This is a genomic window from Curtobacterium sp. 1544, assembly GCF_040544915.1.
Classification (GTDB): domain Bacteria; phylum Actinomycetota; class Actinomycetes; order Actinomycetales; family Microbacteriaceae; genus Curtobacterium; species Curtobacterium pusillum_C.
The window spans coordinates 233,855-260,141 of sequence record NZ_JBEPKX010000001.1 but is presented as its reverse complement, the minus strand read 5'-3'; the positions used below and the strand labels follow the sequence as shown (position 1 = coordinate 260,141).

Annotated in this window: 32 protein-coding genes; 18 read left to right on the top strand and 14 right to left on the bottom strand. The window is 72.9% G+C overall.

Going from position 1 to position 26,287, the window contains the following annotated elements:
* Window positions 1-102 precede the first annotated feature (102 nt).
* The 5 genes from ABIC61_RS01280 to ABIC61_RS01260 are packed head-to-tail and all read left to right on the top strand — an operon-like array spanning window position 103 to window position 5,438.
* A complete protein-coding gene (locus ABIC61_RS01280; RefSeq protein ID WP_354028513.1) occupies window positions 103-1,326 on the top strand; it encodes an alanine racemase in 1,224 nt (407 codons plus the stop codon).
* On the top strand, window positions 1,326-2,177 hold the full coding sequence (locus ABIC61_RS01275; protein ID WP_354028512.1) for an IclR family transcriptional regulator: 852 nt from the start codon (window positions 1,326-1,328) through the stop codon (window positions 2,175-2,177). The genes ABIC61_RS01280 and ABIC61_RS01275 overlap by 1 nt, the downstream gene beginning before the upstream one ends.
* Window positions 2,174-3,163, top strand: coding sequence for a sugar kinase (locus ABIC61_RS01270; protein ID WP_354028511.1), 990 nt, complete (start codon window positions 2,174-2,176; stop codon window positions 3,161-3,163). Before ABIC61_RS01275 ends, ABIC61_RS01270 begins: the two co-directional genes overlap by 4 nt.
* Window positions 3,164-3,195: 32 nt before the next feature.
* Window positions 3,196-3,852 (top strand): bifunctional 4-hydroxy-2-oxoglutarate aldolase/2-dehydro-3-deoxy-phosphogluconate aldolase, encoded by a 657-nt coding sequence (locus tag ABIC61_RS01265; RefSeq protein ID WP_354028510.1) that lies wholly within the window; start codon window positions 3,196-3,198, stop codon window positions 3,850-3,852.
* The gene (locus ABIC61_RS01260) at window positions 3,849-5,438 is read left to right on the top strand and encodes an N-acyl-D-amino-acid deacylase family protein (RefSeq protein ID WP_354028509.1); all 1,590 of its coding nucleotides are present in this window, start codon (window positions 3,849-3,851) and stop codon (window positions 5,436-5,438) included. The genes ABIC61_RS01265 and ABIC61_RS01260 overlap by 4 nt, the downstream gene beginning before the upstream one ends.
* A gap of 24 nt (window positions 5,439-5,462) precedes the next feature.
* Here the strand turns inward: ABIC61_RS01260 and ABIC61_RS01255 are convergent, their stop codons facing one another.
* Entirely contained in the window at window positions 5,463-5,864 is a 402-nt protein-coding gene (locus tag ABIC61_RS01255) for a RidA family protein (protein WP_079236681.1), read from the bottom strand.
* A gap of 199 nt (window positions 5,865-6,063) precedes the next feature.
* On the opposite strand from ABIC61_RS01255, the gene ABIC61_RS01250 reads away from it, so the two are divergent.
* The gene (locus tag ABIC61_RS01250; RefSeq protein ID WP_354028508.1) at window positions 6,064-7,308 is read left to right on the top strand and encodes a putative hexosyltransferase; all 1,245 of its coding nucleotides are present in this window, start codon (window positions 6,064-6,066) and stop codon (window positions 7,306-7,308) included.
* A 22-nt stretch (window positions 7,309-7,330) separates the two neighbouring features.
* On the opposite strand, the gene ABIC61_RS01245 is transcribed toward ABIC61_RS01250, so the two are convergent.
* The 3 genes from ABIC61_RS01245 to ABIC61_RS01235 all read right to left on the bottom strand — a co-directional run bounded on the left by ABIC61_RS01245 (window position 7,331) and on the right by ABIC61_RS01235 (window position 9,942).
* Window positions 7,331-7,822, bottom strand: coding sequence for a pyridoxamine 5'-phosphate oxidase family protein (locus tag ABIC61_RS01245; protein WP_079236683.1), 492 nt, complete (start codon window positions 7,820-7,822; stop codon window positions 7,331-7,333).
* Between the two features lie 280 nt (window positions 7,823-8,102).
* On the bottom strand, window positions 8,103-8,732 hold the full coding sequence (locus ABIC61_RS01240; protein WP_354028507.1) for a hypothetical protein: 630 nt from the start codon (window positions 8,730-8,732) through the stop codon (window positions 8,103-8,105).
* Between the two features lie 100 nt (window positions 8,733-8,832).
* Window positions 8,833-9,942, bottom strand: coding sequence for an LLM class flavin-dependent oxidoreductase (locus ABIC61_RS01235; RefSeq protein ID WP_354028506.1), 1,110 nt, complete (start codon window positions 9,940-9,942; stop codon window positions 8,833-8,835).
* A gap of 83 nt (window positions 9,943-10,025) precedes the next feature.
* Here ABIC61_RS01235 and ABIC61_RS01230 point away from each other — a divergent pair, with 83 nt between their 5' ends.
* Window positions 10,026-10,934, top strand: a complete 909-nt coding sequence (locus tag ABIC61_RS01230) for an SDR family oxidoreductase (RefSeq protein WP_354028505.1) — start codon at window positions 10,026-10,028, stop codon at window positions 10,932-10,934.
* A gap of 52 nt (window positions 10,935-10,986) precedes the next feature.
* Here ABIC61_RS01230 and ABIC61_RS01225 read toward each other — a convergent pair whose 3' ends face one another.
* Both ABIC61_RS01225 and ABIC61_RS01220 read right to left on the bottom strand, forming a co-directional pair.
* Window positions 10,987-11,715 carry an SGNH/GDSL hydrolase family protein gene (locus ABIC61_RS01225; RefSeq protein ID WP_354028504.1) on the bottom strand — a complete coding sequence of 243 codons (729 nt, stop codon included), beginning with the start codon at window positions 11,713-11,715 and terminating at the stop codon, window positions 10,987-10,989.
* Between the two features lie 56 nt (window positions 11,716-11,771).
* Window positions 11,772-12,560, bottom strand: coding sequence for an NRDE family protein (locus tag ABIC61_RS01220; RefSeq protein ID WP_354028503.1), 789 nt, complete (start codon window positions 12,558-12,560; stop codon window positions 11,772-11,774).
* A 65-nt stretch (window positions 12,561-12,625) separates the two neighbouring features.
* On the opposite strand from ABIC61_RS01220, the gene coaBC reads away from it, so the two are divergent.
* The 8 genes from coaBC (at window position 12,626) to ABIC61_RS01180 (ending at window position 19,388) form a co-directional block, all read left to right on the top strand.
* Complete coding sequence (gene coaBC / locus ABIC61_RS01215; protein WP_354028555.1) at window positions 12,626-13,873, top strand: bifunctional phosphopantothenoylcysteine decarboxylase/phosphopantothenate--cysteine ligase CoaBC; 1,248 nt, start codon at window positions 12,626-12,628, stop codon at window positions 13,871-13,873.
* Between the two features lie 44 nt (window positions 13,874-13,917).
* Window positions 13,918-14,316, top strand: coding sequence for a DoxX family protein (locus ABIC61_RS01210; RefSeq protein ID WP_144751806.1), 399 nt, complete (start codon window positions 13,918-13,920; stop codon window positions 14,314-14,316).
* The gene (locus ABIC61_RS01205; RefSeq protein WP_354028502.1) at window positions 14,313-15,161 is read left to right on the top strand and encodes a DUF2071 domain-containing protein; all 849 of its coding nucleotides are present in this window, start codon (window positions 14,313-14,315) and stop codon (window positions 15,159-15,161) included. The genes ABIC61_RS01210 and ABIC61_RS01205 overlap by 4 nt, the downstream gene beginning before the upstream one ends.
* Window positions 15,158-15,592 (top strand): DUF1810 domain-containing protein, encoded by a 435-nt coding sequence (locus tag ABIC61_RS01200; protein WP_354028501.1) that lies wholly within the window; start codon window positions 15,158-15,160, stop codon window positions 15,590-15,592. Before ABIC61_RS01205 ends, ABIC61_RS01200 begins: the two co-directional genes overlap by 4 nt.
* 136 nt (window positions 15,593-15,728) lie before the next feature.
* Window positions 15,729-16,388 (top strand): GntR family transcriptional regulator, encoded by a 660-nt coding sequence (locus ABIC61_RS01195; protein WP_354028500.1) that lies wholly within the window; start codon window positions 15,729-15,731, stop codon window positions 16,386-16,388.
* A gap of 165 nt (window positions 16,389-16,553) precedes the next feature.
* Window positions 16,554-17,015 (top strand): MarR family winged helix-turn-helix transcriptional regulator, encoded by a 462-nt coding sequence (locus tag ABIC61_RS01190; RefSeq protein WP_144751794.1) that lies wholly within the window; start codon window positions 16,554-16,556, stop codon window positions 17,013-17,015.
* 283 nt (window positions 17,016-17,298) lie between these two features.
* The gene (locus ABIC61_RS01185; protein WP_144751791.1) at window positions 17,299-18,162 is read left to right on the top strand and encodes an aggregation-promoting factor C-terminal-like domain-containing protein; all 864 of its coding nucleotides are present in this window, start codon (window positions 17,299-17,301) and stop codon (window positions 18,160-18,162) included.
* A gap of 77 nt (window positions 18,163-18,239) precedes the next feature.
* On the top strand, window positions 18,240-19,388 hold the full coding sequence (locus tag ABIC61_RS01180) for a low temperature requirement protein A (RefSeq protein ID WP_354028499.1): 1,149 nt from the start codon (window positions 18,240-18,242) through the stop codon (window positions 19,386-19,388).
* Between the two features lie 70 nt (window positions 19,389-19,458).
* Here ABIC61_RS01180 and ABIC61_RS01175 read toward each other — a convergent pair whose 3' ends face one another.
* From ABIC61_RS01175 to ABIC61_RS01160, 4 genes are read right to left on the bottom strand one after another with little or no spacing between them, the layout of a single operon-like run.
* Window positions 19,459-19,767, bottom strand: a complete 309-nt coding sequence (locus ABIC61_RS01175) for a hypothetical protein (RefSeq protein WP_144751788.1) — start codon at window positions 19,765-19,767, stop codon at window positions 19,459-19,461.
* On the bottom strand, window positions 19,764-20,405 hold the full coding sequence (locus ABIC61_RS01170; RefSeq protein WP_354028498.1) for an Asp23/Gls24 family envelope stress response protein: 642 nt from the start codon (window positions 20,403-20,405) through the stop codon (window positions 19,764-19,766). Before ABIC61_RS01170 ends, ABIC61_RS01175 begins: the two co-directional genes overlap by 4 nt.
* Window positions 20,402-20,956, bottom strand: a complete 555-nt coding sequence (locus tag ABIC61_RS01165) for an RNA polymerase sigma factor (protein WP_354028497.1) — start codon at window positions 20,954-20,956, stop codon at window positions 20,402-20,404. Before ABIC61_RS01165 ends, ABIC61_RS01170 begins: the two co-directional genes overlap by 4 nt.
* 9 nt (window positions 20,957-20,965) lie before the next feature.
* Window positions 20,966-21,118 carry a hypothetical protein gene (locus ABIC61_RS01160; protein WP_354028496.1) on the bottom strand — a complete coding sequence of 51 codons (153 nt, stop codon included), beginning with the start codon at window positions 21,116-21,118 and terminating at the stop codon, window positions 20,966-20,968.
* 136 nt (window positions 21,119-21,254) lie between these two features.
* Between ABIC61_RS01160 and ABIC61_RS01155 the strand changes: the two genes are divergently transcribed.
* Window positions 21,255-21,917, top strand: a complete 663-nt coding sequence (locus ABIC61_RS01155) for an MOSC domain-containing protein (RefSeq protein WP_144751781.1) — start codon at window positions 21,255-21,257, stop codon at window positions 21,915-21,917.
* 39 nt (window positions 21,918-21,956) lie between these two features.
* Here ABIC61_RS01155 and ABIC61_RS01150 read toward each other — a convergent pair whose 3' ends face one another.
* Entirely contained in the window at window positions 21,957-22,340 is a 384-nt protein-coding gene (locus ABIC61_RS01150; protein WP_354028495.1) for an MmcQ/YjbR family DNA-binding protein, read from the bottom strand.
* Window positions 22,341-22,402: 62 nt separating this feature from the next.
* Here ABIC61_RS01150 and ABIC61_RS01145 point away from each other — a divergent pair, with 62 nt between their 5' ends.
* Window positions 22,403-22,732, top strand: coding sequence for an excalibur calcium-binding domain-containing protein (locus ABIC61_RS01145; RefSeq protein ID WP_354028494.1), 330 nt, complete (start codon window positions 22,403-22,405; stop codon window positions 22,730-22,732).
* Window positions 22,733-22,768: 36 nt separating this feature from the next.
* Here ABIC61_RS01145 and epsC read toward each other — a convergent pair whose 3' ends face one another.
* Both epsC and cysK read right to left on the bottom strand, forming a co-directional pair.
* Window positions 22,769-23,353, bottom strand: a complete 585-nt coding sequence (gene epsC / locus ABIC61_RS01140; protein WP_354028493.1) for a serine O-acetyltransferase EpsC — start codon at window positions 23,351-23,353, stop codon at window positions 22,769-22,771.
* Complete coding sequence (gene cysK / locus ABIC61_RS01135; RefSeq protein ID WP_144751775.1) at window positions 23,350-24,288, bottom strand: cysteine synthase A; 939 nt, start codon at window positions 24,286-24,288, stop codon at window positions 23,350-23,352. Before cysK ends, epsC begins: the two co-directional genes overlap by 4 nt.
* A gap of 151 nt (window positions 24,289-24,439) precedes the next feature.
* On the opposite strand from cysK, the gene ABIC61_RS01130 reads away from it, so the two are divergent.
* Window positions 24,440-25,111 carry a DUF899 family protein gene (locus ABIC61_RS01130; RefSeq protein WP_354028492.1) on the top strand — a complete coding sequence of 224 codons (672 nt, stop codon included), beginning with the start codon at window positions 24,440-24,442 and terminating at the stop codon, window positions 25,109-25,111.
* Between the two features lie 120 nt (window positions 25,112-25,231).
* On the opposite strand, the gene ABIC61_RS01125 is transcribed toward ABIC61_RS01130, so the two are convergent.
* A complete protein-coding gene (locus ABIC61_RS01125; RefSeq protein ID WP_354028491.1) occupies window positions 25,232-26,269 on the bottom strand; it encodes a dipeptidase in 1,038 nt (345 codons plus the stop codon).
* Window positions 26,270-26,287 lie beyond the last annotated feature (18 nt).

Here is a 26,287-nt window from a genome sequence, read left to right as displayed (position 1 = left end):
CCAACTGAGGTTTTGCACTGCAGAATGGCGGGGACGAGGACGTTGCCCCGCCCGACGCAACACCGGGAACGTAGGGGCACCGCACGACGCACAGGAGGTTCGATGACGACCACACCCGGCACGGTCACGACGAAGGGCGCCCCCGACCCGGCAGCCGCGGCGACCCGCCACGTCCTCGACCACGCGCACCTGCCCGTCATGACGCTGCGCGAGTCCGCGTTGGCGAACAACACCGCGGTCATGCAGGCCTACGTCGAGCGGCACGGGCTCCTGTTCGCGCCGCACATGAAGACACACATGGCGCCGGCGCTCGCCGCTCGGCAGTTCGCCGCCGGTGCCTGGGGCGTCACCGTCGCGTCCGTGCAGCAGGCGATGGTCGCGTGGGAGCACGGCGTGCACCGGATCCTCGTCGCGAACGAGGTCCTCGACCCCGCCGGACTCGCCTGGCTCGCCTCCCGTCGCGCAGCCGACCCCGCCGCGGACGTCCTCTGCTACGTCGACTCGCCCGCTGGCGTCGAGGCGGCCCGCGCCGCGCAGGCCGAGGTCGCGGGCGACCTGCACGTCCTGGTCGAGGTCGGGTTCCCCGGTGGTCGCACCGGCGTCCGTACAGCTGAGGAAGCGCTCGACGTCGCCCGGGCCGCGCACGACGCCGGCCTCTCGCTGCGCGGCGTCTCCGGGTACGAGGGCGGTCTGCCGGGCGTCGACGCCGCCCGCGCGTACGTCGAGGGCGTGCTCGCCGTCGCCGCCGCGGTGCACCCGCTCGTCGGCGCCCCGCGCGCGCTGCTGAGCATGGGCGGGAGCGCCTGGTTCGACGGGGTGGTCGACGCGGTCGCCGCCCGCCCGGACGACCTCGACGTGCTGCTCCGGTCCGGCGCGTACCTCACGCACGACGACGGCTTCTACGCCGAGCGGACGCCCTTCGGCCGCCATCCGGAGGAAGGTTCGCTCGTCCCCGCGATCGAGGTCTGGGGGCGCGTCACGTCGTGTCCCGAGCCCGGACTCGCGCTGGTCGCGGTCGGCAAGCGGGACATCTCGTTCGACGAGGGATTCCCCGTGGTGCGTTCCGTCCGGCACGTCCGGCACATCCGGCCTGGAGGCACGGGTGACGTCGTTCCGGTCACTCCGGCCCCCGGGGCGGTCACCGTCACCCGCCTCGACGACCAGCACTGCTACCTCGCGCTGGCGGACGGGGCGCCCGGGCTGGCGCCCGGCGACGTCGTCGTGTTCGGCATCTCGCACCCGTGCACGGTCTTCGACAAGTGGCGGCAGGTGGTCGTCCTCGACGACGACGAGACCGTCCTCGACACGATCACGACGTGGTTCTGATGCGCGCCACCACCCCGGTCGCACCCGTGACGGACGACGGCGACCCCGCACCGGCCCGCAACGCCGCGCTGTCACTGCGCCGCGGTCTCCGACTCCTCGACTGCATCGCGGACCGCACCCGGAACGGCGAGCCCGCGGTGTCGCTCACCACGCTCGCGACGGAACTCGGCACTTCGAAGTCCACCGTGCTGCGGCTGACTGCCCCGATGGTCGAGAACGACCTGCTGCGCCGGACGCCCGACGCGGGCTTCACGCTCGGACTCGGGGCGCTGCTGCTCGGGCAGAGCTACCTCGAGGGCATCGACCTCCGCTCGGCAGCCGCACCGTTCCTCCGCCGCACCGCGGAGAAGACGGGGCTGACCTGCCACCTGGTCGTCCCGGACGGCACGGACATCGTCTACGTCGACAAGGTCGAGATGCGCGGGACCGTCCGTATGGGCTCCCGGATCGGCAACCGCCTGCCGATGCGCAACACCGCGTCCGGCAAGGCGATGGTGGCGTTCGGTGAGCCGGAGCTGCTCGAACGGGTGCTCGCGGAGCCGGCGACCGCGATGACCGAGCACTCGATCGTCGACGACGACCGCTGGCGTGCGGAGGTCGACCGGACGCACGGCCGCGGGTACGGCATCGACGACCGCGAGAACGAGCCGGACATCCGGTGCGTCGCCGCCCCCGTGCTCGACCACGCGAACCAGGTGGTGGGCGCGATGAGCATCTCGGGTCTGGCGTCCCGGTTCCCCGCCGCGGCCGTCCGCGAACTCGGCGACGGCGTCGTCCGGACCGCGCTCGAGATCTCCGTGGCGCTCGGGTCGTCCTCCGCCCAGCTGGCCCTGTCGAAGGGCACCCGGTGACCGGGGAAGGCGTGAGCCGCGTCCTGACCTTCGGCGAGACGATGCTGCTCCTCACCGGCCGCGACACGGGTGCCGTCCCGGACCTCGAGCACATGCGCGTGGACACCGGCGGCGCCGAGAGCAACGTCGCGATCGGCCTCGTCCGCGCCGGCGTGCCGACGACGTGGGTCGGCCGGGTGGGCACCGACCCCGCCGGCGACCGCGTCACCCGCGACGTCCGGAGCGAGGGCGTCGACGTCGTCGCGGTGCCGGACCCCGACCGGTCGACGGGCATCATGATGAAGGAGCGGCTGGCCGACGGACGCACCCGGGTGACCTACCACCGCCGGGGCTCGGCGGGTTCGGCCCTGAGCTGGTCCGACCTGCCGGCGAGCATCGTCGAGCAGGCCGCGCTCCTGCACGTCACCGGCATCACGCTCGCGCTCTCCGACGAGGCCCGCGCGACCGTCGAGTCCGCGATCGACCGCGCCGACGCCGCCGGGGTCCCGGTGTCCTTCGACGTCAACCACCGGCCGAAGCTCATCGACGCCGACACCGCACGGGAGCGCTACCAGGACGTCGCCCGGCGGTCGTCGATCGTGTTCGCCGGCGACGACGAGGCCCGGCTCGTGCTCGGGCTCGCCGACGACGAGGGCGACGACGAGACCCTCGCACACGACCTCGCCGCGCTCGCCCGGGGCCGCGCCGTCGTCAAGCTCGGGTCGCGCGGCGCCGTGGCGTCCGTCGACGGGGAGTTCCTCCGTCGGCAGGCCACCCCGGTGCGGGTCGTCGACCCCGTCGGGGCCGGTGACGCCTTCGTCGCCGGCTGGCTCGCGGCGGCGCTCTCGGGTGCCACCACGGCCGAGGCCCTCGACCGGGCGGCCGACGCCGGCGCGCTCGCGTGCACCGTCGAGAGCGACTGGCGCCGACCGGACCCGGCCGCCCTGCACGACACCACCACCCCCTCGGACGTCGACCACGCCGTCCACGACCGCGTCGACCGCTGACCTGTCGCACGCTGACCACGAGGAACGAGCACATGACGAACACCACCAGCACCGACCCCGCAGCTCCCGCCCGGCACCGGCACGCGGCCGGCCCGGCGATCGCGATCCTCCGCGGCGGCACCGGCGAGCACGTCGAGGACGTCATCGCCACGCTCGTCGACGCCGGCGTCCTGGCGATCGAGATCACCACGAACACGCCGCGCTGGCGAGAAGGGATCGCCTGGGCCGCCGAGCGCTACGGCACGGCGGCGTCGATCGGCGTCGGGACCGTGCTCGAACCGCGGCAGCTCGACGAGGCAGCGGCGGCCGGCGCGGTCTTCGCGGTGAGCCCGCACCTCGACGCCGAGATCGGGGAACGCGCGCACGAGCGCGGCCTCGGCTGGTACCCGGGGGCGGCGACCCCGACCGAGATCGTCCGCGCCTGGCAGCTCGGCGCCCGCGCGGTGAAGGTGTTCCCGGCGGCGCAGCTCGGCGGCCCGGCGTTCCTCAAGCAGGTCCTCGCCCCGCTCGACTTCGTGGACGTGATCCCCACCGGCGGCATCGGTGTCGACGACGCGTCCGAGTACCTGGCGGCCGGAGCGGTCGCGGTCGGGCTCGGCTCACCGCTCGTCGGCGACGCCCTGACGAGCGGCGACCTCGACGCCCTCCGCACCCGTGCCGAGCGACTCGTAGCCGGGCTCGCACGGTGACCGCCACGGCGCAGGTCCTCCTCCGCGGCGGCAGGGTCGTCGAGGCCGACGGCGCCGTGCGCGCCGACGTGCTCGTCGCGGGCGGACGGATCGTCGCCGTCGGCACCGACCTCGACGTCCCGACAGACGTCGCGACGATCGACTGCGGCGAGCGCCTCGTGCTCCCCGGGTTCGTGGACGCACACTCGCACGGCGGGTCGCTCGTGTTCGACGAGGCCGTGCAGTCCGCGCTGCTCCGGCAGGGCGTCACGACCATCGTCACCGGACAGGACGGCGTCGGCCCCGCACCGGGCGACGGCGCCTACGCCGACCGGTACTTCGCGGCGATCGACGGACCCCACCCCCGGTACGGCGGTGGCGGTGTGGGTGCGCTGCTCGCAACGTACGACGGCACCACGCCGGTCAACGTGGCGACCCTGGTGCCCGCCGGGACGGTCCGGCACGAGGTCATCGGCGACGACGACCGGCCCGCGACCCCCGACGAGCTCGAGGCCATGCGTGCCCTCGTCCGCCGGGGCCTGGACGAGGGTGCGACGGGCCTCGCGACGGGTCTCGACTACGTGCCGGGTCTGTACGCCGACACCGCGGAGCTCGCGGCGCTCTGCTCGGAGGTCGCGGCGGCCGACGGGCTCTACGTCTCGCACATGCGCGGCGGGTACGAAGGGAATGCCCGCGCCGGGCTGGACGAGATCGCCGACATCGTCCGGACATCCGGCGCGCGGGCGCACGTGTCGCACCTGCACGCCCCCGTGGAACTTGCAGTGTCCGCCCTCGCCGAACTCGCGGCGACCGGGGCGCCGATGTCGTTCGACGCGTACCCGTACTCCCGCGGCTGCACGATCCTGTCGATGCTGCTGCTGCCCGCCGAACTCGCGCGGCCAGGCACCGAGGACCTCGCCCGCGCGCTCGCGGACGACGCGGGCCGCCACCGGGTCCGGGGTGCCGTGCTGGCACGGGTGCTCGGCCGCGCCGACCTCGGGACGGACTGGGCGGACCAGATCACGCTGTCGCACGTGCCCGCTGCCGAGTTCCACGCGCTGCAGGGCCGGACCCTCGCCGAGGCCGCTGCTGCCACCGGCACGGACCCGGTGGACCTCGCGCTCGACGTGCTCGTCGACTCGGCCCTGCAGGTCACCGTCGTGATGCGGGTCCCCCGACCCCGGACCGCGGACGACCTCACGCCGCTCTTCCGGCTCCTCGGGCACACGGCCGGGTCGGACGGCATCTTCGTCGGCACACATCCGCACCCGCGGGCGTACGGCACGTTCGCGCGCTACCTGCAGGAGTACGCGGTGACCGGGCGGCTCGGCTGGGCGGAGACCGTCCGGCACCTGTCCACCACGAGTGTCGAGCGTTACCGGCTCGGTGCACGCGGTGTGGTCCGGTCCGGAGCGATCGCGGACCTCGTGGTCGTCGACCCGGACGGGGTCACGGCGGGCTCGTCGTACTCGGAGCCGATGCGGCTGGCCGAGGGCGTCGACGACGTCCTCGTCGCGGGGGTCCCGGTGCTCGCCGCCGGCACCCTGACGCACGCGACCCCCGGCGCAGGGCTCCGTCGGGACGGCTCGGCCACCGGGGGTCGGTGAGGCTTCACTCAGCCAGCGCGGGGGTCACTCCGCGGTCGGGAGCACCGCGACGACGTCGATCTCGACGAGGATGTTCGCGAGGTGCGACTGCACGGTGGTGCGGACCGGGTACGGCTGCGAGAAGTGCTTCGCGTACTCCTCGTTGAAGGCCGGGAAGTCGCGGTCGGAGTGCTCGAGGTGCACGGTCGACTTCACGACGTCGTCCAGGGTCGCACCGTGCTCGGCGAGGACGGCGGCCACGTTGGCCAGCACCTGGGCGGTCTGCCCGGCGACGTCGTCGGCGATCGCACCCGTGGCCGGGTCCTGCGGGCCGAAGCCGGCGGTGTAGATGAAGCCGTTCGCGACGATGCCCTGGCTGTACGGGCCGGCGGGCTTCGGGGCGTTGTCGGTCACGATGGCGGTCTTCGGCGCGGTGTTGTCCGGCACGGTGGCTCCTCACGGATCGGTGGACGTGGCCTCCAGGCTAGGCGGCGGCGCGGCGGTGGAACCGGCCCCGCGCCCGAGCCGTTCCGTCCTGCACAACGCGATCCGTTCCTCCAGGCCGCGTGGTGAGGAACACACAAGCATTGCGCGTCTACGCTCGTACTGTGCCCCCTGCCATGCCCGGACATCGCGGAGCGCCGCGGTGAGTCGACTGGACGGGACCCTGACGGAGTCGATCGCGAGCGGCCGTCGCCGGCTGCTCGACCTCGTGACGAGCCTGCCGGCGTGGGCCGCCGTGCTCCTCGTGTGGACCGGCGGACGCATCGTGTCGACGTTCTGGCTCGCACTGGCGTTCCCGCTCATCGGGCGCGCGCTGCCGGAGAACGCGATCTGGGGCAACGGCCACGGCTTCCTCAACTTCCTGACGGCGTGGGACGGCCAGTACTACGAGCAGATCTCGGTGCACGGCTACCCGACGACGCTCCCGCTCGACGCCGCGGGCCACGTCGCGCAGAACGCGTGGGCGTTCCTGCCGGCGTTCCCCTTCACGATCCGGATGCTCACCGCCTCGACGGGCGTGCCGTTCGACGTCGGCGCACCCGCGATCGCCCTGCTCGCCGGCCTCGTCGCGACCTACCTGCTGCACCGGTTGGTTCGCGACCGTGCCGGGTCCTCGGCGGCGATGTGGGCGGTGTTCTTCTTCACCTGCGGGCCACTGTCGTTCCTGCTGCAGGTCGGGTACGCCGAGAGCACGTTCCTCGCGCTGACGTTCGGGGCGCTCCTCGCGCTCGAGCGTCGGCGGTACGGCCTGCTGACCGTCCTCGGGGTCGTCGCCGCCTTCACCCGGCCCGGCGCGCTCGCGATCCCGCTCGTGCTCGGGGTCGTCGCCCTCGTGCGGTGGATCAGCGCCCGACGGACCGCCGGTGTCCGCTCCCTCGACGTGTTCCCGGTGGCCGAGCGCGTCCGGGTCGTCGCCGCCGGCCTCGCGATGGTCGTCGCCGGGTTCGCCTGGCCGCTCATCGCCGCGCACGTGACGGGTGCACCGAACGCCTACCTCGAGACCGAGATGTCCTGGTGGGTGAACTTCATCGGCCGGGTCGACTTCACGCCGCTCACCCCGTGGTTCCTCATCGCCGCACGCTGGCTCGGCGTGGGCGGGGTCCTCATCGTGGTGTTCCTGCTCGTGGCGTACCCGGTGTGGCTGCTCCGCCGTTCAACCCGTCGGCTGGGGTTCACGACCGTGGTGTTCTCGGCGGCGTACGCGCTGTACATCTTCGCGGTGTCGCTCCCGATGGCGTCCACGCCCCGGTTGCTGATGCCCCTCGCCCCGTTGTTCGGCTCGCCGGAACTCGTCGCGAAGCCGTGGATGCGGTGGACCCTGGTGGTCTGCGCCGTGCTCGGGCAGCCGGTGCTCGTCGCGGTGCTGTGGCTGCTCGGCCCGCCGTGACGCACGGGCCGAGCAGCGACCGCTAGAGCTCGACGGTGCCGTGGTCGCCGGTGTCCGGCTGGCTCTGCTTGCCGAGTGCGGCCTTGAGGGTCTGCACGAGGCTCCCCACCGGGCCGGTGTCCTGCGTCCAGTACTCGACCGAGTCGCCCTCGACGGTCAGCAGTCGGATCGTCGGGTCCTCGCGGCCGTCCGGGAACCAGGCCTCGGCGAACGGTGACCACAGCTCGTCGATGACCGTGTCGTCCTGCGTCACCGTGGCGGTGCCGGCGATGGACAGGTAGCCGCCCTGCGACTCGATGGCGACGTTGACGTGCGGGTTCCGGGCGATGTCCTCGACCTTCTCGCTTCCGTCCTGCACGAGGAAGCGGAGCGTGCCGTGGAACGTCTTGTCCTGCACGGCGAGGGGCCGCGCGTGCAGCTGGCCGTCCTCGCTGACGGTCGTCAGCAGGGCCGTGTGGGCTCCGTGGACGATGTCCGAGATGGCTGCGCGCTGGTCTGCCTCTGTGTCGGTCATGGTGCTCCTCTCGCGTCGTGCGCCCCGTTGTGCCCGACGTGCGGCCGGGTCTCCCCGGGGCGCGTTCCGTTCCAGCCAGTCTGCCCCTCGATGCTGGGCGCGTCCGGGTCGGCGCGGGTCGTTCGGCGTCGTCCGGTGTTGTTCAGTGAGCAGAAGACGTCGGGTGCGCGCGGGCGACCCGACGTCTTCTGCTCAGTCGACGGGCGGACGGGCGGACGGGGACGGGCGGACGGGGACGGGCGGACGGGCGCGGGCGGGCGGGCGGACCGGCGCGCCCCGGTCAGGCGGGTTCGCGGATCGTCGTCTCGACGTCGACGACCTGCGGGACCCGCGGCATCGAGGCGAAGCCGAACGCCACGGGCGGGTCGAGCGGCGCCAGGGAACCCAGCGGCTCCCCCGCCCAGGTCCCGCGCACGCCGGTGACGTCGTGCGCCCCGGTCACGCCGTAGTACTCGCGCCGGCCGTTCCCGGCGGAGCCCGCCGTCCCGGACCCGGGCGCCAAGAGCCGAGCCACCGGGTCGATCACCGCGAGCCACCGGGGGTCGCGGGCGATCGGCTTCGGGACGATCCGGAGCACCCGGCCGAGCGGGGAGATCGTGCCGACGTCGATCGAGGCCTGCAGGGCGCCGGCGGACAGCTCGATGCCGCGCGCGGTCCGCCGCGCGGACACGTCGACGACCGAGACCGTGTCGAACCCGTAGGTGCCGGAGACGTACGCGGCGACGATCTCGTCGGGGGCGAGCAGGACGCTCGTGCCGTCGGGCAGCTCGAGGAACACGTCGGTGAAGGCACCGAACGGCGAGCGCTCCCACATGCCGACGACGATGCGCACGCCGGACGTCGTGCCGACGCCCGTGATCCGGCCGCGGAACCGACGCTCGACGGGAGACGGGGCGGGGGTGGGCGACATGCCCTGGACCGTACCCGGCGCCCCCGTGAGCGGCGTCGGCGACCCGGCCCGTGCCTCCAGGCCGACCTGACGGACAGTCAGTGGTGCGGAAGCAGGAACCTCAGGCGACGGGCACCGGCTCCGCCAGCAACTCCCGCACCCGCGGGGCGACCTGCGTGCCGTACAGCTCGATCGACCGCATCATGTCCTCGTGCGGCAGACGACCCGTCGCGTACCGCATGTCGAACCGGGTGACGCCGAGGATCCGCATGTTCCGCGCGATCTTCCGGGCGACCGTCTCGGGCGACCCGACGTAGAGCGATCCGCCGGCCGACAGGCCCGCGCGGTACCCGGCGACGTCGAGGGGCGGCCAGCCGCGCTCGGCGCCGAGTCGGTCGGTGACGGCCTTGTGGTAGGGCCAGTAGCGCTCGGCGGCCTCTTCGTCGGTGGCGGCGACGAACCCGGGCGAGTGCATCGCGATCGGCTGCTGCGGCAGGTCGAGCTGCGCGAGCGCCTGCCGGTAGAGGCGCGAGAACGGGGCGAACTGCGCGGGCTGCCCGCCGATGATCGCGAGGAACAGCGGCAGACCGTAGGACGCGGCACGGATGACGGACTGCGGGGAGCCGCCGACGCCGATCCACGTGGGGATGGCGCCGTGCTCGAGCTTCGGGAAGACGTCCTGGTCGGTGAGCGGTGCCCGCTTCGTGCCGGACCAGGTGACCGGGTCGCCGCCGCGGAGTGCGGCGAAGAGCTGGAGCTTCTCCTCGAACAGGACCTCGTAGTCGGCGAGGTCGTAGCCGAACAGCGGGAACGACTCGGTGAAGGACCCGCGGCCGAGGATGACCTCGGCGCGTCCGTTCGACAGCGCGTCGACGGTGGCGAACCGCTCGTAGACGCGGACCGGGTCGTCCGACGACAGGACGGTGACGGCGCTGCCGATGCGGATGTCGGAGGTGCGAGCGGCGATCGCGGCGAGGACGACCTCGGGCGCGCTCACGACGAAGTCGGCGCGGTGGTGCTCCCCCACGCCGATGAAGTCGAGGCCGACCTGGTCGGCGAGGACCGCCTGGTCGACGACGTCGCGGATGCTCTGCGCGTCGGTCTTGACGCTGCCGTCGGGGAGCTCGGTGACGTCGCCGAACGTGTCGAGGCCGAGCTCCACGGGGCCGATCCGCTCGGGTGCGGGCGGCGGCACGTCCGAGGGGCGGTCGGTGCCGAATGCGTTGCTCATGGGCCCTCCACAAATCGATGCGTTTGCATCAATGTAGCACGCGCGCCACGGCTCCACCAGGCTCCGCGTGTACGGTCCCCCGCATGCCGCAGATCCCCGACCAGACCGGCCGTCGCATCGTCGTCACGGGCGCGAACAGCGGAACCGGCAAGGAGACCGCCACCCGCCTCGCCGCCGCCGGTGCATCCGTCGTCCTCGCCGTCCGCACGCCCGCGAAGGGAGAGGACGCCGCCGCCGCCATCCGAGCGGCCCACCCGGAGGCCGACGTCGAGGTGCGCGAGCTCGACCTCGCGGACCTCGCGAGCGTCCGCCGGTTCGCGGCCGGCATCCTCGCCGACGACCGGACCCTCGACGTCCTCGTCAACAACGCCGGCGTGATGGCGCCACCGAAGCGCTTCGAGACCGTCGACGGCTTCGAACTGCAGTTCGGCACGAACTTCCTCGGCCCGTTCGCGCTGACGAACCTGCTGCTCCCCGCACTCCTCCGTTCGCCGGACTCCCGCGTCGCGACGATGTCGAGCATCGCTGCCGTCCCCGGTCGGATCCGGTTCGACGACCTGCAGTGGGAGCGCGGCTACAACGGCTGGCGTGCGTACGCCCAGTCGAAGCTCGCCGACCTCCTGCTCGCGCTGCACCTGCACCGGCTGTCCGTGGAGCTCGACTGGCCGCTCATGAGCACGGCCGCGCACCCCGGCTACACGCGGACGAACCTGCAGTCGGCCGGCCGGTCGTTGGGTCGCTCACAGCCCGTCAGGTCCCGGAACCTCGCCCTGCCGTTCACCCAGGACGTCGAACAGGGTTCGGAGCCGCTGCTGTACGCGGCCGCCGGACCGAACGCGACCGGAGGGGCGTACTACGGCCCGTCGGGTGCGTTCGGGTTGACCGGGCCCACCACCACGGCGTCCGTCCCGAAGTCGGCACGGAAGGCCGATCTGGCGCGCTCGCTGTGGGCCGTGGCCGAGGACCTCACGGGGACGACGCCGCCCGCCTGACGCGCGCAGCGCTCACGGCCTGGAGGCGCGGCTCGCCTCCGCCCCGCCGCCTCTAGAACCGCACGTGGGCGCGTTCGAAGGCCGTACGCACCGCCGCCTCGACGGCTCGCTGGCCGCGGGCGGTCGGGTGCACGTCGTCCGCCTGCATCCAGGCCGCGTGCCCGCGCAGCGGCTGCCCGACGTCGACCGTGGTCCCGCCGTCGCGTTCGACGGCGGACCGGAGCGCCGCCGAGATCGTCGCGAGCTGGGCGGGCGGAGCGTCCTCGTTCCAGATCGCGCTCAGGCCGACGACGCGGGCCCGGGGCAGCAGCCGGTGGACCTCGGCGACGAGCTGTTCGGTCGCACCGGCGAGTTCGTCGTCGTCCTGCCCGAGGTCGTTCGAGCTCGCCTGCACGAGGACCACCGCCGGGCGGAGGTCCACAGCGCGCTCGACGAGTTGCTCGTACGTGCTGCCGCAGTCGTCGTCGTCCCCCTCGGTCAGCACGCCGGCGCCGTCGCACGACAGGTTCGTCAGCTGCCACCGCTCACTCCGGGCGAGGAGCTCGGGCCAGGCCTGCTCGGCGGACAGCCCGTGCCCGCCGCTGATCGAGTCGCCGATCACGACGACGCGTGCACCGGGGGCGTGGTCCCACGCCCGGGCAGTGCGCGAGGAGGTCGACGTCGGGGCTGCGCCCGACGTCGATGCCGCAGCGACGGACGCGTCTTCGGAGCACGCGCTGAGTCCGAGCACCGCGACGACCGCCACGACGGCGGTCAGCACGGAACGCGTCCCGGGGAGCACGCCCGAACGCTACGCGCGGCGGCCATGACGTGGCCGGTCGCCCGCTGTGGGGCGATTCAGGCGTGGTGCAGCTCCACCGACCCGTCGAGCCGTCCCGGTTCGGTGAGCCGCGCGTGCTGCAGGACCGTCCGCCCGGGTCCGACCGCCGCCGCCACGATCGACAGCGTCGCGAAGTGCCCGTCCCGCTCGTGCGCGTCGCGGAGGATCGCGTCCGGGTCGTCCGCGGGCAGCACGGCCGACTCGGCGAGCAGCCCGAACCACCCGCTCCACCCGTCGCCCGCGTCGTCGCCGGCGTCCGCGGTGCGGAGCTCGTCGAAGGGCCCGAGCACGGGCGGCCCGGTCGGCGGCTCGACGCCCCGGAAGGCCTCGAGCCACCGACCGATCCGCGGCGCCGCGGGGTCGTCGGGTTCGCCGTGCGTGACCATGTGCACACCAGGACCGAGCTCGGACGTGCGGACTCGTTCGCCGTCCCACGCCAGGACCTCGGCGCCCGCTGCCGTCGCGCGGACCAGGTTGAACGCCCGCGTGGTCGGCAGCGTGCCGTCGTGCCCCGGGAGCACGCCACCGACGGCGTCGAGCGGCACGATCCCGCGCGTCGCCCAGGTGCCGTCCGCGGTCGGGACGTCCTCTCCGCGGTTCAGGACGACCGCGAGCCCCGCCTCGTCGGACGCCGCGAGCCACGCGCCACCGGCCGAACGGTCGCGGACGCCGCGGATCCCCGGGTCACGCTCCGGCCACCACGCCGCCGGCGGGTCCCACGGACGGTCGGGCGACTCGTCGCGCAGGGCGAGCATCGTGACGGGCCACGCGGACCCCGGGTCGACGCGGACGACGACGGTGCACATGGGATCGATCCTCGCACGTGACCCCGGGTAGCGTGACGGGCGTGAACGCAGCAGCAGAGCGCCGCCTGACCGTCGTCGTGGGCATCACCGGGGGCATCGCCGCCTACAAGGCCGTCGGGGTCGTCCGCGACCTCGTGACGCGCGGCCACGACGTGCACGTCGTCCCGACCGAGGGCGCGCTGCGGTTCGTCGGCCTGCCCACGCTCGAGGCGCTCAGCCGGAACCCGGTCACCACGAGCGTCTTCGAGGACGTCGCCGAGGTCCGGCACGTGTCACTCGGCCGGCGCGCGGACCTGGTCGTCGTCGCCCCGGCCACCGCCGACACCCTCGCCCGGATGACCGCTGGCCTGGCGGGCGACCTGCTCGGCACGACCCTCCTGGCCACCGAGGCGCCCGTCGTGGTCGCCCCCGCCATGCACCCGCAGATGTGGGAGCACCCGGCGACGACGGCCAACGTCGCGGTGCTCCGGGAGCGCGGCGTCCGGTTCGTCGGCCCGGTCGTCGGCGCCCTCACCGGCGACGACGCGGGCATCGGCCGGATGGCGGAGCCCTCGGACATCGTGGAGGCCGCGCTCGCCGTGGTCGGGAACGACACTGGTGCCCCGGCGGCCCCCTCCGGCGCGGTCGCACGGGGCGAGCAGGGCGACCTCGCCGGCGTCAGCGTGGTCGTCAGCGCAGGCGGCACCCGGGAACCGTTCGACCCCGTCCGCTTCGTCGGGAACCGCTCGAGCGGACGGCAGGGCCTGGCCATCGCCGCGGACGCCGCCGGTCGTGGCGCCACGGTGACCGTGGTCGCGGCGAACGTCGACGCCGGGCTCACCGCGGGCCTCGACGCGACGATCGTGCCCGTCGGGTCGGCGCTCGAGCTCGCCGAGGCGGTGCACGCGGCAGCCGCCGAGGCCGACGTCGTCGTGATGACCGCCGCGGTCGCCGACTACCGCCCGGCCGAGGTCCGCCCGGACAAGCTCAAGAAGGAAGCACAGGGCGACACCATGACGCTCGAGCTCGTCCGGAACCCCGACGTCCTCGCCGAACTCGTCGCCGCTCGGCGCACCGGCCAGATCATCGTCGGGTTCGCCGCCGAGACGGAGCCCGACCGTGCCGCCCGTCTCGAACTCGGCCGCGCGAAGATCGCCCGGAAACCGGCGGACCTGCTCGTGGTGAACCACGTCGGCTGGTCGGCGGGGTTCGAACGCGAGGAGAACGCCATCGAGGTGCTCGTCCCCGGTGGCGAGGTCGTCCGCGAGACGTCCGGCACGAAGGCCGAGGTGGCGACGGCGATCCTCGACCTCGTCGCGACGGCACTGACCTGAGCGCTCTCCGGGCGCGTCGAGGGTCGCACGGGCACGATGGGTGCATGCGACGACGCGAACGCCAACGACGCGCCACCCGGACCGCCACCCTCCTCGCCGTCGTGCTGGGCGGCGCCGGTGTGACCCACTTCCTGCGGCCGAAGGGCTACGACCGGATCGTGCCGGACACGCTGCCCCCGCGGCTGACGACGCTTGCCTCCGGCGCCGCCGAACTCGGCATCGCCACCGGCCTGGTGATCCCGGCGACGCGTCGGGCGGCGGGGTGGGCAGCGGCAGCGCTCTTCCTGGCGGTGTTCCCCGCGAACGTCAAGATGGCGAACGACCTGCTCGACAGCCCACGCTCGACCCGGGCGATGCGGCTCGGGTCCGTCCTCCGGCTGCCGCTGCAGGCACCCCTCGTCGCCTGGGCCGTGCGCGTCGGCCGCCACGCGCCGAAGCGGTGACCGAGCCAGCCCGTGCCCGAGCCGCGGTGCCGCTGTTGCACCGCCCCGTCACGGTGCACGCCTGGGAGGACATCGTGTTCGCACACTGGCGTCACGACCCGGAATCGCTCGCACGGCTCGTCCCGCGCGGCACCCGCCCGGACGTGGTCGACGGCAGCGCCTGGGCCGGGCTGTCGGCGTACGTCTTCCGTGAGACCCGGGTGCCGCCGTTCCCGCCCTCGGGTCGACTCGGCACGATGACCGAGGTCACGATCGAGATCCTGACGATCGACGGCTGTGGCCGCCGCGGGGTCGCGTACCGCACGGTGGACACCGCGAACGTGCCCGCCATCGTCGCCGCGCACGCACTGCTCGGGGTGCCGTACACGTTCGCGCACGCGCGGGCCCGCCGCCGCGGGGACACCATCGCGCACCACTCGGTCCGTCACCCGGCACGTGGGCTGCACCCGATCCGTTGGCTCCGCGGTCGCGGCACACGGCCTGGGCCCACTCCGCCGGTCCCGGACGGACGCGCCAGCGGCCGGCCGGCCGTGCCGGTGGGGAGAGGCACGGTGCAGCCCCGCCACGACGCCACCGTCCGTGTCGTGGCCGGGCCGGTCGTCGACACACCGCTCGCGACGGAGCTCACGACCCGCGAGGGCATCCACGCCCGGCACCTCGCGCAGACGGTCTTCTGGCAGCGCCAGCACCCGCCGCTCGAGATCCGGTCGGCGCGGCTCGAGCGGCTCGGGGGCGACCTCCCCGACGCGGTCGGCATGCCCGGGCTCCTCGACCGGGCGCCCGACTCGCTGCTCGTCGTGGACCGCACGACCGTCCGGTACGGCTGGGGAGACGTGGTCCGGTGACCGACGATCCGCACCACCTCGAACGCTTCGTCCGCGCGCAGGACGGCGTGCACGCGGCCGCGCTCACCGAGCTCCGCGCCGGACGCAAGACCTCGCACTGGATGTGGTTCGTGTTCCCGCAGCTCACCGGACTCGGCCGAAGCCCGATCGCGCAGCAGTACGCCCTCGACGGCATCGCGGAAGCCCGCGCCTACCTGGCGCACCCCGTCCTCGGCCCGCGACTCCTGGCGGCGACCGAGGCGGCGGCGACGGCACCGGCCCGCTCGGTCGACGAACTCCTCGGCGGCATCGACGCACTGAAGCTGCGGTCGTCGATGACCCTGTTCGGCCGGGCGGCCGACGACCCCGCGCCGTTCCGGGTCGTCCTCGAACGCTGGTACGCCGGTTCGGAGGACCCGGTGACGCTCCGGCTGCTGCGACTCGACGAGTGAACCCGACCGACCCCGTGACACGCACCGATCCGAGCAGAACGCCGTTCTTATATCAGGTACGGTGAAGCATGCGTCCGTACTGAACGGTCGGTCGCCCAACCCGTCCCCTTCCACTCTCGATCCCGAAGGAACCCGCATGCCGGTCCCCAGCAGCGCACCGACCGAGCACCAGCTGCTCCGCGACACCGTCCGTCAGAAGATCCACGACGCGATCATGGACGGCACGCTGGAGCCCGGTGAGCGTCTCAACGACGACGAGCTCATCGCCTGGCTCGGCGTCTCCCGCACCCCCATCCGTGAAGCCCTGAGCCAGCTCGCCCGGGCCGGCCTCATCGAGATGGCACCGAACCGGTACACGCGCGTCACCACGCCGAACCCGGCCGAGGTCGTCGAGGCACTGCAGACCCTCGGCGTGCTGTTCGGCGGGGTCGTCCGCCTGGCGGTCCCGCTGCTGGGGGCGAGCGCGAAGAAGAAGATCCTCGCCCAGCTCGACGCCACCATCAAGGACTACGAGGCGCACGACGTCAAGGCCGTCAACCACGACGCGCTCGGCGTGTTCGCCCTCTACGTCGACGAGTGCGGCAACGAGAACCTGCAGCGCGTCTGCCGGGACACGATGGACGGACTCGCGTTCCGCCTGCGCCTGCCGAACCTCGACGAGCTCGTCGACTGGGACCAGATGACCGAGGACTTCCGCCGTCTGCGCGAGGCCACGGAGTCCGGCGACAACATCGCGGCGGAGCTCGCGACCGAGGCGATCCACCTCCTCCCGGGCGAGAAAGCGCTGATCGGCTGAACTCCCGTACAGGAACCCGCCCGTCTCGCACACGCGAGGCGGGCGATTCTCATTCCCCGCGCCTCCATGCAGTCGCCGTCCCCACCAGCACGACGCTCCCAGTCATGCGCCGCGGCGAGCCGATAGCATCGGCGCGACCACCCGTCCGACCACCCGGAGCACCGTATGAGCCACCGCCAGCCGGACCGTACCGAGATCGCCGCGCGCCTCGCCGCTGCGGTCGGCCGGATCAACCGACGGGCGCGCACCGACTCGGCCGCGCTCGGCTACGGGATCGTCTCCGCACTCGCCACGATCCAGCGCGAGGGTCCCCTGCGCCCCGGCGACCTGTCGCGGATCGAGGTCGTCACGAAGCCGACGATGACGCGGATCCTGACCGAGCTCGAACAGCGCGGGTTCATCGAGCGCGAGGCCGACCCGCGGGACGGTCGCGCGTTCATGGTGAGTGCCACACCGGAGGGCATCGCGGCCGTCGAGCGGGCACGCTCCGATCGCACGGGCATCGTCGCCGAACTCATCGCGGAGCTCCCCGAGCCGGACGTCGACGCGATCGCCGCGGCGCTCGACGCCCTCGAGCGCGTGGCCCAGGGCGACCGTACCCAGGAAGCTCACACCTCCGAGGCCTGATCGAGTCGTTACCGAACCGTTACCAACGGGTGGACGGACGGTTCTGCCAGTCAGTCTGGACGGTGCGTCCAGGATGACGGGTCATCGTGTCGACTTCGCCCATCGGCGGCCACCCCACGGTCGCCGGCCGGCGGACGGACGGGCCCCACACCACCGTCCGGTCCTCCCCCGGCTCGCGAGCCCCTGACGACGGACGTCCCCACGTCCGTCACCCCTGCGCGCTCCCATCACCGCGTGCAGCGTCAGCGGCTGCGCACCACGAGCCGGCCGACCACCGGAATCGATGACAGGACGCAACACCGACCTCCCGACCACCACCGCCTCGACTCGACGTGAGGCCCTGAACTCCCCGAACCGGCGCCTCCGCCGAGCGCTCCGCCGTCCCACAACGCTCATCGTGGGCGGAGCCGCGGTCCTCGCGGTCGCCGGCGGCATCGCGACCGTCGGCACGCAGCCCGCGATCGGCGAAGCACTCGGCATGCCGACCGCCAGCGCCACCAGCGCACCGGCACTCGAGGGCACCGCGCTCGACCGCGCCCAGGCGGCGGCGACCATCGCCACCGCGCAGACCATCGTCGAGTCCGCGAACGACAAGACCGACACGGCGACGCTCGAGCGCCGGATCGACTCGCTCGACGACTACCGGAAGCTCTCCGGCGCAGCTCTGACGTCGCGGATCTCCTCGACGGTCGACGCCACCACCGACGTCGCGAACGCCAGCGCCACCCAGGACAAGCGCGACGCGGACGCGAAGGCGGCCGCTGAAGCCGCAGCACGAAAGGCAGCGGCCGAGCGCGCAGCGGCAGCCGAGGCGGCACGCAAGCAGGCCGCAGCGAACACCGTCGAGGGTGCGAAGGCCACGGCCAGCTCCCTCGCCGCGTCGAAGTACGGCTGGGGCTCCGACCAGTTCCAGTGCCTCGACAACCTGTGGACCAAGGAGTCCGGCTGGAACTACCAGGCCGTCAACGCGAACGGTGGCGCGACCGGCATCCCGCAGGCGCTCCCCGGCTCGAAGATGGCGACGATCGCGGCGGACTGGCGCACCAACGCCACGACGCAGATCACGTGGGGGCTGCAGTACATCAGCGCCGCCTACGGCACGCCCTGCGCGGCGTGGGCGCACTCGCAGGCGTCGAACTTCTACTGAGTCGACTGCTCCTGCACAGCACGCACAGAACGGCCCCGGGACGACCCCCGGGGCCGTTCGTCGTGTAGGCATACCAGGTGACCACCATCGGACTCCGCCGCATGGCGCCCCGGGACCCCGCCGAGGGACACCGTGCCGCCAGCCCCCTCGAGCTCCTCTTCGACCTGGTCTTCGTCGTCGCCGTCGGGTTCGCCGCGTCGAACCTGCACGAGATCGAGGCGGAGGGGCACGTCTCGTCGGCCGTGGTCTCGTACGCCTTCGTGTTCTTCGCGATCTGGTGGGCCTGGCTGAACTTCAGCTGGTTCGCCACCTCGTTCGACACGGACGACTGGCTCTACCGCGTGATGACGTTCGTGCAGATGGCCGGCGTGCTCGTCCTCGCCGCCGGGGTGCACGCCGCCATGGTGGAGGGGTCGACCACGATCGTCGTCGTCGGCTACGTGGTGATGCGTCTGGCGCTGGTCGGCCAGTGGCTCCGCGCCGCGGCGTCCTCGCCCGAGTACCGACGCACCGCCCTGCGGTACGCCGCGGGGATCGTCGTCGTCCAGGTCCTGTGGGTGCTCGCGCTGCTGCTGCCGCACGACGTGGGGTGGGCGGTGATCCCGGTGCTCATCCTGCTCGAGGTGCTCGTGCCGCCGTTCGCCGAGACCGGCGCCCGCACCACTCCCTGGCACACCCGACACATCGCCGAGCGGTACTCGCTGTTCACGCTCATCGTCCTCGGTGAGGGGCTCGTCGCCTCGGCCAACGCGGTCATCGACGGCATCGCGCACGCCGACCACCTGGCGTCGCTCCTGGTGCTCGCGGCTTGCGGGCTGGTCATCGTCGCCGGCCTCTGGTGGATCTACTTCTCGCGGGAGCAGCACGACCACATCCGCTCGCTGCCGACCGCGCTCGTGTTCGGCTACGGCCACTACCTCGTGTTCGCCGCGGCTGGGGCACTGCCCGCCGGCATCGAGGTCGCCGTCAGCGCCGACGCGGGCGAGGCGGACCTGTCGCACACGACCGTCGCCGCCACCATCGCGGTGCCGGTCGCGGTGTTCGTGCTCGCGATCTGGGCACTCGCGCTGCGACCGTCACTGACGACGGGGTGGAACGTCGTCGTCGTGGTCCTCGCGCTCGCGGTGCTCGCGAGCATCGCGGTACCCACGGTCTCGCTGGTCGCGACGGCGGTGCTCGTCACCGCGACGGTGGTGGTCCTGGAGGTCGCGGACCGCACGGGGTGACGCCGTGACGGCCTGGAGGCGCGTGGCGGCGCCGCCACGCGCCTCCAGGCCGTCGGGTGGTGGCGGGCCGTCAGCCGACGCGCGCGACCCGGACGTCCACGCGGCTGAGCGGGAGACCGTGCGCGGTCGCCGCTGCGAGCGCAGCGAGGTGCGCGGCACGCGCCGTCTCCGGCGCGGGGACCGATCCGTCGGTGCCGATCACGATGCGGAGGACGTCGTCGTCGAGGACGACCCGCGCGATCGTCGACCGGGTCGCGAGGTTCTTCGCCGCGGTCACGGTGCTGCCGAGGGTCGGACGTGCGCGGTAGAGGTCGGCGACACCGGGGACGGCCAGCACGGCTTCCTCGACGGCGGCGAAGGTCTCGTCGTGGGTGCTCATGCCGGGTCCTCCTCGGTGTCGTCGTGTGCGGCGGCGTCGTCGCTGGTCGGCGGTGGCAGCAGGTCGCGGACGACCACGTCGACGGCCTCCACCAGCAGGTCGGTCTGGGTGGCGAGGACCTGCCCGACCGTCTCGCGGACGTCGGCGGCGACCCGCTGGATCGTCGAGCCGGCGCGCACCGCGATCTCGACGACGACGTGGACCGGAGCGCCGAGCTCGGTGACGTCGCCCTCGAGCGTGCACCGTGCGATGAGCGCATCGGGGACGGCGTCGCCGGCGGTCCGGACGAGGGAGCGGATGGCACCCTCGGTCATCACGGGTCGCTCCGTCGGCGCCGCCGGGCGGAGCGGGACGTCGCGACCGGCGCGGGCCTCGAGCGAGATGTTCGCGAGCACCCCGCTGATCCAGGACTCGTCGGCCGGTGCTTCCTGCTCGGCTGCGGCCTCGAGCGAGCCGAGCGAGGAGTGCCGCAGCCGCACGATCGCGGCGAGGGCGTTCTGACAGGCTGCGGAGTCGTCGATGCTCGGGTCGGCCGGCTGCATGCCGGCGTCGAGGTAGTCGGCGAGCTCGTCGATCGTGTGCCCGTCGAGGTCGTCGGGCTCGAGCGACTCGAGCCGGACGGTGTCGCGGTCGGTCATCGCCATCCCTCCATCAGACGGATCATGTTCTTCCTCGCCCGGGACAGCAGTCCGCGGACCGTCGAGGCGGGGAGGTCCAGTTCCTCCGCGATCGCCTCGTACGAGTACTCGAGCACTTCCTTCATCACCCAGCACCGTCGCTGCGCCTCGGGCAGTTCGGCGAGCGCCTTCTCCACCGCCTCTTCGCGGGAGCGTGCCTCGGCGACGCGTTCCGGGGCGTCGGCGGCCGGTGCGGCGACCTCGAGCTCGGTGACGTCGTCGTGGAACCGGCGCGCTCGGATCCGGTCGATGCACTTCCGGCTGAGGATGCGCATGAGCCACGCCTTGACGCGCGCACCGTCGTCGAGCCGGTCGAGCCGGTTCCACGCGGTGATGAAGGTCTCCTGCACGACGTCGTCGAGCTCGTCGGTCGAGCCGAGGGTCCGTCGTGCGTAGGCGCGCAGCAAGGGCGTGTAGCGGCGGATGAGGACCTCGAACGCCCGGACGTCGCCGTCGGACGATCGACCTGCGAGGACGGCGTCGTCGAGATCGGTGAGGGGCTGGTGGTGCACGCTTTCCTTCTACTGGTGGTGGATGGGGTTCAGCTGGGCACGGACGACCTTCAGCGGTCCGACGGGCCGCGTCGAGAGCGAGCGGACCCGGGCCTGGGCGAGCAGGTGCTGCGGTGCGATCCGTCCGTGGGACGTCGTGTGGCGCGCATCGGTGTCGGTCATCTGGGCTCCTCGGGTGGACCGCGGGTTCCGGGTCCGCGGGTGGACCGCGGGTTCGGGGTCCGTCACCGATGAGACGTGCGTCGGAGGTGGATCGTCACACGTTCCGCGATCGCCGGTTCTGCGGCAGGCTGGAGGCATGTCCCTCGTCACCGCCGTCTGTCGCGTCGACCGCCTGCTGCCCGACTCGGGCACGATCGGGATCACCGCGATCGACAAGCGTCCCGTCGACGGCGCCGTCCGGGTGCGTCCGCTCGGGCTGCACGCCGACGTGCAGGCAGACCGGAAGCACCACGGCGGCGAGGACCAGGCCGTGTACGCCTACGCCGACGAGGACGCCGCGTACTTCGCGGAGATGCTTGACCGCGACGTCCCGCCGGGGCTGTTCGGTGAGAACCTGCGGACCTCGGGCGTCGACGTCACCGGCGCGGTCACGGGTGAGCGGTGGCGCATCGGCGAGACCCTCGAGCTCGAGGTGACGATCCCGCGGAACCCGTGCGGCACGTTCGCCCGCCGGATGCGGGTCGACAAGTGGGTCAAGCGGTTCACCGAGGAGGGGCGTCCCGGGGCGTACCTCCGCGTGCTGCACTCCGGACCGGTGTCGGCCGGTGACCCGATCGTCGTCACGCACCGACCGGACCACGGCGTCACGATCGGGCAGATCTTCAGCGGGTTGACACCTGAGCAGGCGCAGGCGGTGCTGTCGTCCGGCAGTGGGGCCGACGGCGGACCCGGCACGGGTGGACTCGCCCCGAAGGTGGTCCGGGACGTGTCGAAGGTGCTGGCCCGCGCCGGGGCCTGAGTGCCCGCGCCGGGGTCTGCGTCCGCGCCTGCGGTCTGGTCATCCGCCCTGCGTGCGTCGGAGCGGGTCGATCGGACGCTTCGCCCTCGGGAGTCCCGCCACCACGAGTTCGTAGGCGTTGGCGACGAGGTCCTCGACCAGGGTCTCGTCGATGCCGTCCCCGGGCGACAGCGTGATCCAGTGCTGCTTGTTCATGTGCCAACCCGGCGTGATCTCGTCGTGGTCGCGCACGAGCGCGGCACCGTGTGGCGGCGCGCACTTCAGGTTGACGATCGGCACGCCCCGCAGCTCGGACGTCATCACGAACATCTTCCCGACGACCTTGTAGACGAACGCGCCCTCACCGAAGGGCTGCGTCTCCGCCACCGCGGGCAGGCCCATCGCGGTGCGTGCCGCGACCTCGTGCAGGGTCTCGCCGTCCATGCGTCCAGCATGCCTCGTTCTGGGGTGGGAGGAGCCGCGCGTTGCTGACGTACCCTCAGGCCGTGAACCTCACCCGAACCCGCTCCACCCGAACCCGTCTCGTCCGCTCGCTCGGCATCGCCGCCGCCGCGACCGCACTCGCCGCTTCCGTCGTCGTCGGCGGGGCCTCGACCGCGCAGGCCGCCCCCACCGTCTACAAGAACTGCACCGCCGTGCAGAAGGTGTACTCGGGCGGGATCGCGAAGAAGTCCGTCACGCAGAACAAGGTGACGTCGGGTGGCAAGACCACCTACCGCGCGCTCAAGGGCACGGTGAAGAAGGACGACGCGCTCTACAACGCGAACAAGAAGATGGACGCGGACGCCGACGGGATCGCCTGCGAGAAGAGCTGACCGCCGCCGCGGTCGCGCGCCGCGGCGGGCCGCCCGTCAGAGGGTCGGGACGCCCTCGTGTCCCGAGCGCGGGCGCGCCGTCCCGGCCACACCGGTGACGACCGAGCCCGCGGGCACGTCCTTCGTCACCACGGTGTTCGCGCCGACGACCGAGTCCGCGCCGACCGTGATCGCCCCGATGAGGGACGACCCCGCGCCGAGCACGACCCGGTCCCCCACCGCCGGGTGCCGGCGAGCGCCCGGACCGTGGTCGCCACCGCGGCCGCCCAACGTCACACCGTGGAAGACCACGACGTCGTCGCCGACCACCGCGGTCTCCCCGATCACGACCCCCATGCCGTGGTCGATGAAGAAGCGTCGGCCGATCCGGGCGCCGGGGTGGATCTCGATGCCCGTCACCGACCGTGCGACCTGACCGATGACCCGCGCCGCGAACCGCGACCCGGGCAGCCCCTGCGCGATCCACAGCCGGTGCGTCAGTCGGTAGGCCCAGATGGCGTGCAGCCCCGAGTACACGATCGCGTTCTCGAGGTCACCGCGGGATGCGGGGTCACCGCGGCGTGCTGCGGCCAGGTCCTCACGGACCGTCCGCAGCACGCCTCGTCGGACGGGACGACTCACGCAGTGAGCCCCTCGAACAGCACGGTCGACAGGTAGCGCTCACCGGTGTCGCACACGATCGCGACGACCCGCTTGCCGGCGTTCTCGGGGCGTGCGGCGATCTCGATCGCGGCGTGGATGATCGCACCGGAGGAGATGCCCGCCAGGATGCCCTCCTGCGTGCCGAGGTCACGGGCGACCCGGAGTGCGTCGTCGAGCTCGACGTCGAACACCTCGTCGATGACGGACTGGTCGAGGACCTCGGGGATGAAGTTCGCGCCGATGCCCTGGATCTTGTGCGGACCGGCCTTGCCCTCGGTCAGCAGCGGGGAGTCCTTCGGCTCGACGGCGACGATCTGCACGCCGGGCACGCGCTCCTTGAGCACCTGACCGACGCCGGTGATCGTGCCGCCGGTACCGACACCGGCGACGAACACGTCGACGTGCTCCTCGGTGTCGCGGAGGATCTCCTCCGCCGTGGTCTTCCGGTGGATCGCGGCGTTCGCCGGCGTCTCGAACTGGTGGGCCAGGATCGCTCCGGGTGTCTCGGCGACGATCTGCTCGGCTTTCGACACTGCGCCCTTCATGCCCTCGGAACCCGGCGTCAGGACGATCTCCGCCCCGTACGCCCGGATCAGGGCCCGACGCTCGACGCTCATCGTCTCGGGCATCGTGATGACGACCCGGTACCCGCGCGCTGCGCCGACGAGTGCGAGTGCGATGCCGGTGTTGCCGGAGGACCCCTCGACGATCGTCCCGCCGGCCTGCAGCTCGCCGGACTCCTCGGCCGCGTCGATGATCGCGACGCCGAGGCGGTCCTTCACGCTCGCACCGGGGTTGTAGAACTCGAGCTTCGCCAGGATCTCGGCCCCGCCCGCCTTCGGCAGGCGGTTCAGCCGGACCAGCGGCGTGTTCCCGAACGCCTGCGAGATGTTGTCGTGGATCGTGCCGCTCATCGGTACCGTCCTCTTCGGGTCAGGTCGCGTGCCTCCCCCACTGGAGGCACGGCGTGCGCTGTGATCCTAGCGATCCGACCCAGGGTGTCCCTGTCCGGTGACGCACGCGCGTTCCGCGCGTACCGTGCTCCGCAACGACGAGGAGGTCGCCATGTCCAAGGAACAGCAACCCGACGTCGCTCCACCGGTCGTCGACCGCGATGCGTTCGACGAGGCGCTCGCGGCGCAGGTGCAGGACGAGAAGGAACTCACCCGCCACGGCGACCGAGTCTCCGCCGCTCGCCGACGGCTGCCGATGGTGCGTGTCGACGACTACGAGTTCACCGGAGTCGACGGCCCTGTGCGGCTCACCGAACTGTTCGGGGATCGGTACCTGCTCCTCGTGCAGAACGTCATGTACGGACGGGACTGGGACGCCGGGTGCCCGAGCTGTACCTGGGCCGTGGACAACCTGCCCGCCGACATGGGCCGACTCGACGACGAGGGGATCGCGTTCGCGATGGTCTCTGAGGGACCGATCGACAAGCTCGAGGCCTGGCGGGCCCAGCACGGATGGCCGCACACGTGGGTGTCCTCTGGCGCGACGAGCTACCACGACGACTGGGGGTGGACCGTGCACAGCGACGACTGGGACGGCCCCGTGCCCGGGTACTCGTACTACCTGCTGCGCGACGGTGTGCCGTACCTGACGTACGCGACCGGTTCACGCGGCACGGAGGCGATCCTGCCCGTGGCGCACATCATGGACCGCACGGTGTACGGGCGGCAGCAGGCCTGGGAGGACAGTCCCGAGGGTTGGCCGCAGTACCCCACCTACGGCTGAGGGAGTCGGTCCCCGGCTGGCCCCGACGTTTCGCGCTGGGCGACAGTTCTCGCGGTCAGGCGCCCGAGAGGTGTCGCTCAGCGCGAAACTCGCCCCGAGCCTCCGCGCGCCGCGCCCGCGTCAGCGCACGAGCGCCGTGCGCGCGAAGCGCTCGTCGGTCGCCTCGAGCACCCGCAGCACGTTGCCGCCCGCCAGCGCCCGCAGGTCCCCCGCACTCCACCCGCGCCGCTGCAACTCCGCCGCGAGCACCGGGTACCGCGACACGTCCCGCAGGTCCGCCGGCAGCACCGGGGTGCCGTCGTAGTCCCCGCCGAGGCCGATGTGCGCCGCGCCCGCGACGTCCCGTGCGTGCTCGACGTGGTCCGCGACGTCGGCGACGGTGACGGGCGGCGGCGAACCAGCTGAGCCGGCAGCGAGCCACGAGGCGTACGCCGCGGAGACGAACTGCGGCACGAACGTGATCATCACGACGCCGCCGTTGTCCGCCAGCCTGCCGAGCACGTCGTCCGGCACGTTCCGCGGGTGGTCGTTGACGGCGACCGTGGACGAGTGGCTGAAGACCACCGGCTGCGTCGCGACGTCGAGGGTGTCGCGCATCGTGGTCGGCGCGGTGTGGGACAGGTCGACGAGCATGCCGATCCGCTCCATCTCGGCGACGACCTCGCGCCCGCGGTCGGTGAGTCCGCCGTGCGGGTGCGACCCGGTCGCCGAGTCGGCCCAGGGGGTGTCGTCGTTGTGCGTCAACGTCATGTACCGGACGCCGAGCCGCGCGAGGTCGCGCAGGACGGCGAGGTCGTCCCCGATCGCGTGCCCGCCCTCGGCGCCGAGCAGCGACGCGATCCGGCCGGAGTCGATCGCCGCACGGACCTCGGCGGCGGTGCGCGCGAGCGCGAGGGTGTCCGGGTACCGCTCGATGATCCGGTGCGCGACGTCGACCTGCTGCAGGGTCGCCCGCACGGGGTCGGGCTCGTCGCAGGGCACGAACACCGACCAGAACTGCCCCACGACGCCGCCGGCACGGAGCTTCGGGAGGTCGGTGTGGAGTGAGCCCGCCTCTGAGTCGATGCCCTCCACCCCGGAGTCGTGGGTCTCGCGGCGCTCCCAGGGCAGGTCGTTGTGGCCGTCGATGACCGGGAACGGGAGCGCGTCGAACGTCATCCCCCGACGCTACCGCCC

Bases quoted from the DNA above. Each gene is read 5' to 3' on its own strand.
- ABIC61_RS01210 (WP_144751806.1), top strand. From the start codon at position 13,918: ATGCGACGACGCGAACGCCAACGACGCGCCACCCGGACCGCCACCCTC.
- ABIC61_RS01235 (WP_354028506.1), bottom strand. From the start codon at position 9,942: ATGAGCAACGCATTCGGCACCGACCGCCCCTCGGACGTGCCGCCGCCC.
- ABIC61_RS01275 (WP_354028512.1), top strand. From the start codon at position 1,326: ATGCGCGCCACCACCCCGGTCGCACCCGTGACGGACGACGGCGACCCC.
- ABIC61_RS01230 (WP_354028505.1), top strand. From the start codon at position 10,026: ATGCCGCAGATCCCCGACCAGACCGGCCGTCGCATCGTCGTCACGGGC.
- ABIC61_RS01125 (WP_354028491.1), bottom strand. From the start codon at position 26,269: ATGACGTTCGACGCGCTCCCGTTCCCGGTCATCGACGGCCACAACGAC.
- ABIC61_RS01240 (WP_354028507.1), bottom strand. From the start codon at position 8,732: ATGTCGCCCACCCCCGCCCCGTCTCCCGTCGAGCGTCGGTTCCGCGGC.
- ABIC61_RS01245 (WP_079236683.1), bottom strand. From the start codon at position 7,822: ATGACCGACACAGAGGCAGACCAGCGCGCAGCCATCTCGGACATCGTC.
- cysK (WP_144751775.1), bottom strand. From the start codon at position 24,288: ATGAGCGGCACGATCCACGACAACATCTCGCAGGCGTTCGGGAACACG.
- ABIC61_RS01170 (WP_354028498.1), bottom strand. From the start codon at position 20,405: ATGACCGACCGCGACACCGTCCGGCTCGAGTCGCTCGAGCCCGACGAC.
- ABIC61_RS01175 (WP_144751788.1), bottom strand. From the start codon at position 19,767: ATGAGCACCCACGACGAGACCTTCGCCGCCGTCGAGGAAGCCGTGCTG.
- ABIC61_RS01150 (WP_354028495.1), bottom strand. From the start codon at position 22,340: ATGGACGGCGAGACCCTGCACGAGGTCGCGGCACGCACCGCGATGGGC.
- ABIC61_RS01185 (WP_144751791.1), top strand. From the start codon at position 17,299: ATGACAGGACGCAACACCGACCTCCCGACCACCACCGCCTCGACTCGA.
- ABIC61_RS01190 (WP_144751794.1), top strand. From the start codon at position 16,554: ATGAGCCACCGCCAGCCGGACCGTACCGAGATCGCCGCGCGCCTCGCC.
- ABIC61_RS01220 (WP_354028503.1), bottom strand. From the start codon at position 12,560: ATGTGCACCGTCGTCGTCCGCGTCGACCCGGGGTCCGCGTGGCCCGTC.
- ABIC61_RS01280 (WP_354028513.1), top strand. From the start codon at position 103: ATGACGACCACACCCGGCACGGTCACGACGAAGGGCGCCCCCGACCCG.
- ABIC61_RS01155 (WP_144751781.1), top strand. From the start codon at position 21,255: ATGTCCCTCGTCACCGCCGTCTGTCGCGTCGACCGCCTGCTGCCCGAC.
- ABIC61_RS01130 (WP_354028492.1), top strand. From the start codon at position 24,440: ATGTCCAAGGAACAGCAACCCGACGTCGCTCCACCGGTCGTCGACCGC.
- ABIC61_RS01195 (WP_354028500.1), top strand. From the start codon at position 15,729: ATGCCGGTCCCCAGCAGCGCACCGACCGAGCACCAGCTGCTCCGCGAC.
- ABIC61_RS01265 (WP_354028510.1), top strand. From the start codon at position 3,196: ATGACGAACACCACCAGCACCGACCCCGCAGCTCCCGCCCGGCACCGG.
- ABIC61_RS01160 (WP_354028496.1), bottom strand. From the start codon at position 21,118: ATGACCGACACCGATGCGCGCCACACGACGTCCCACGGACGGATCGCA.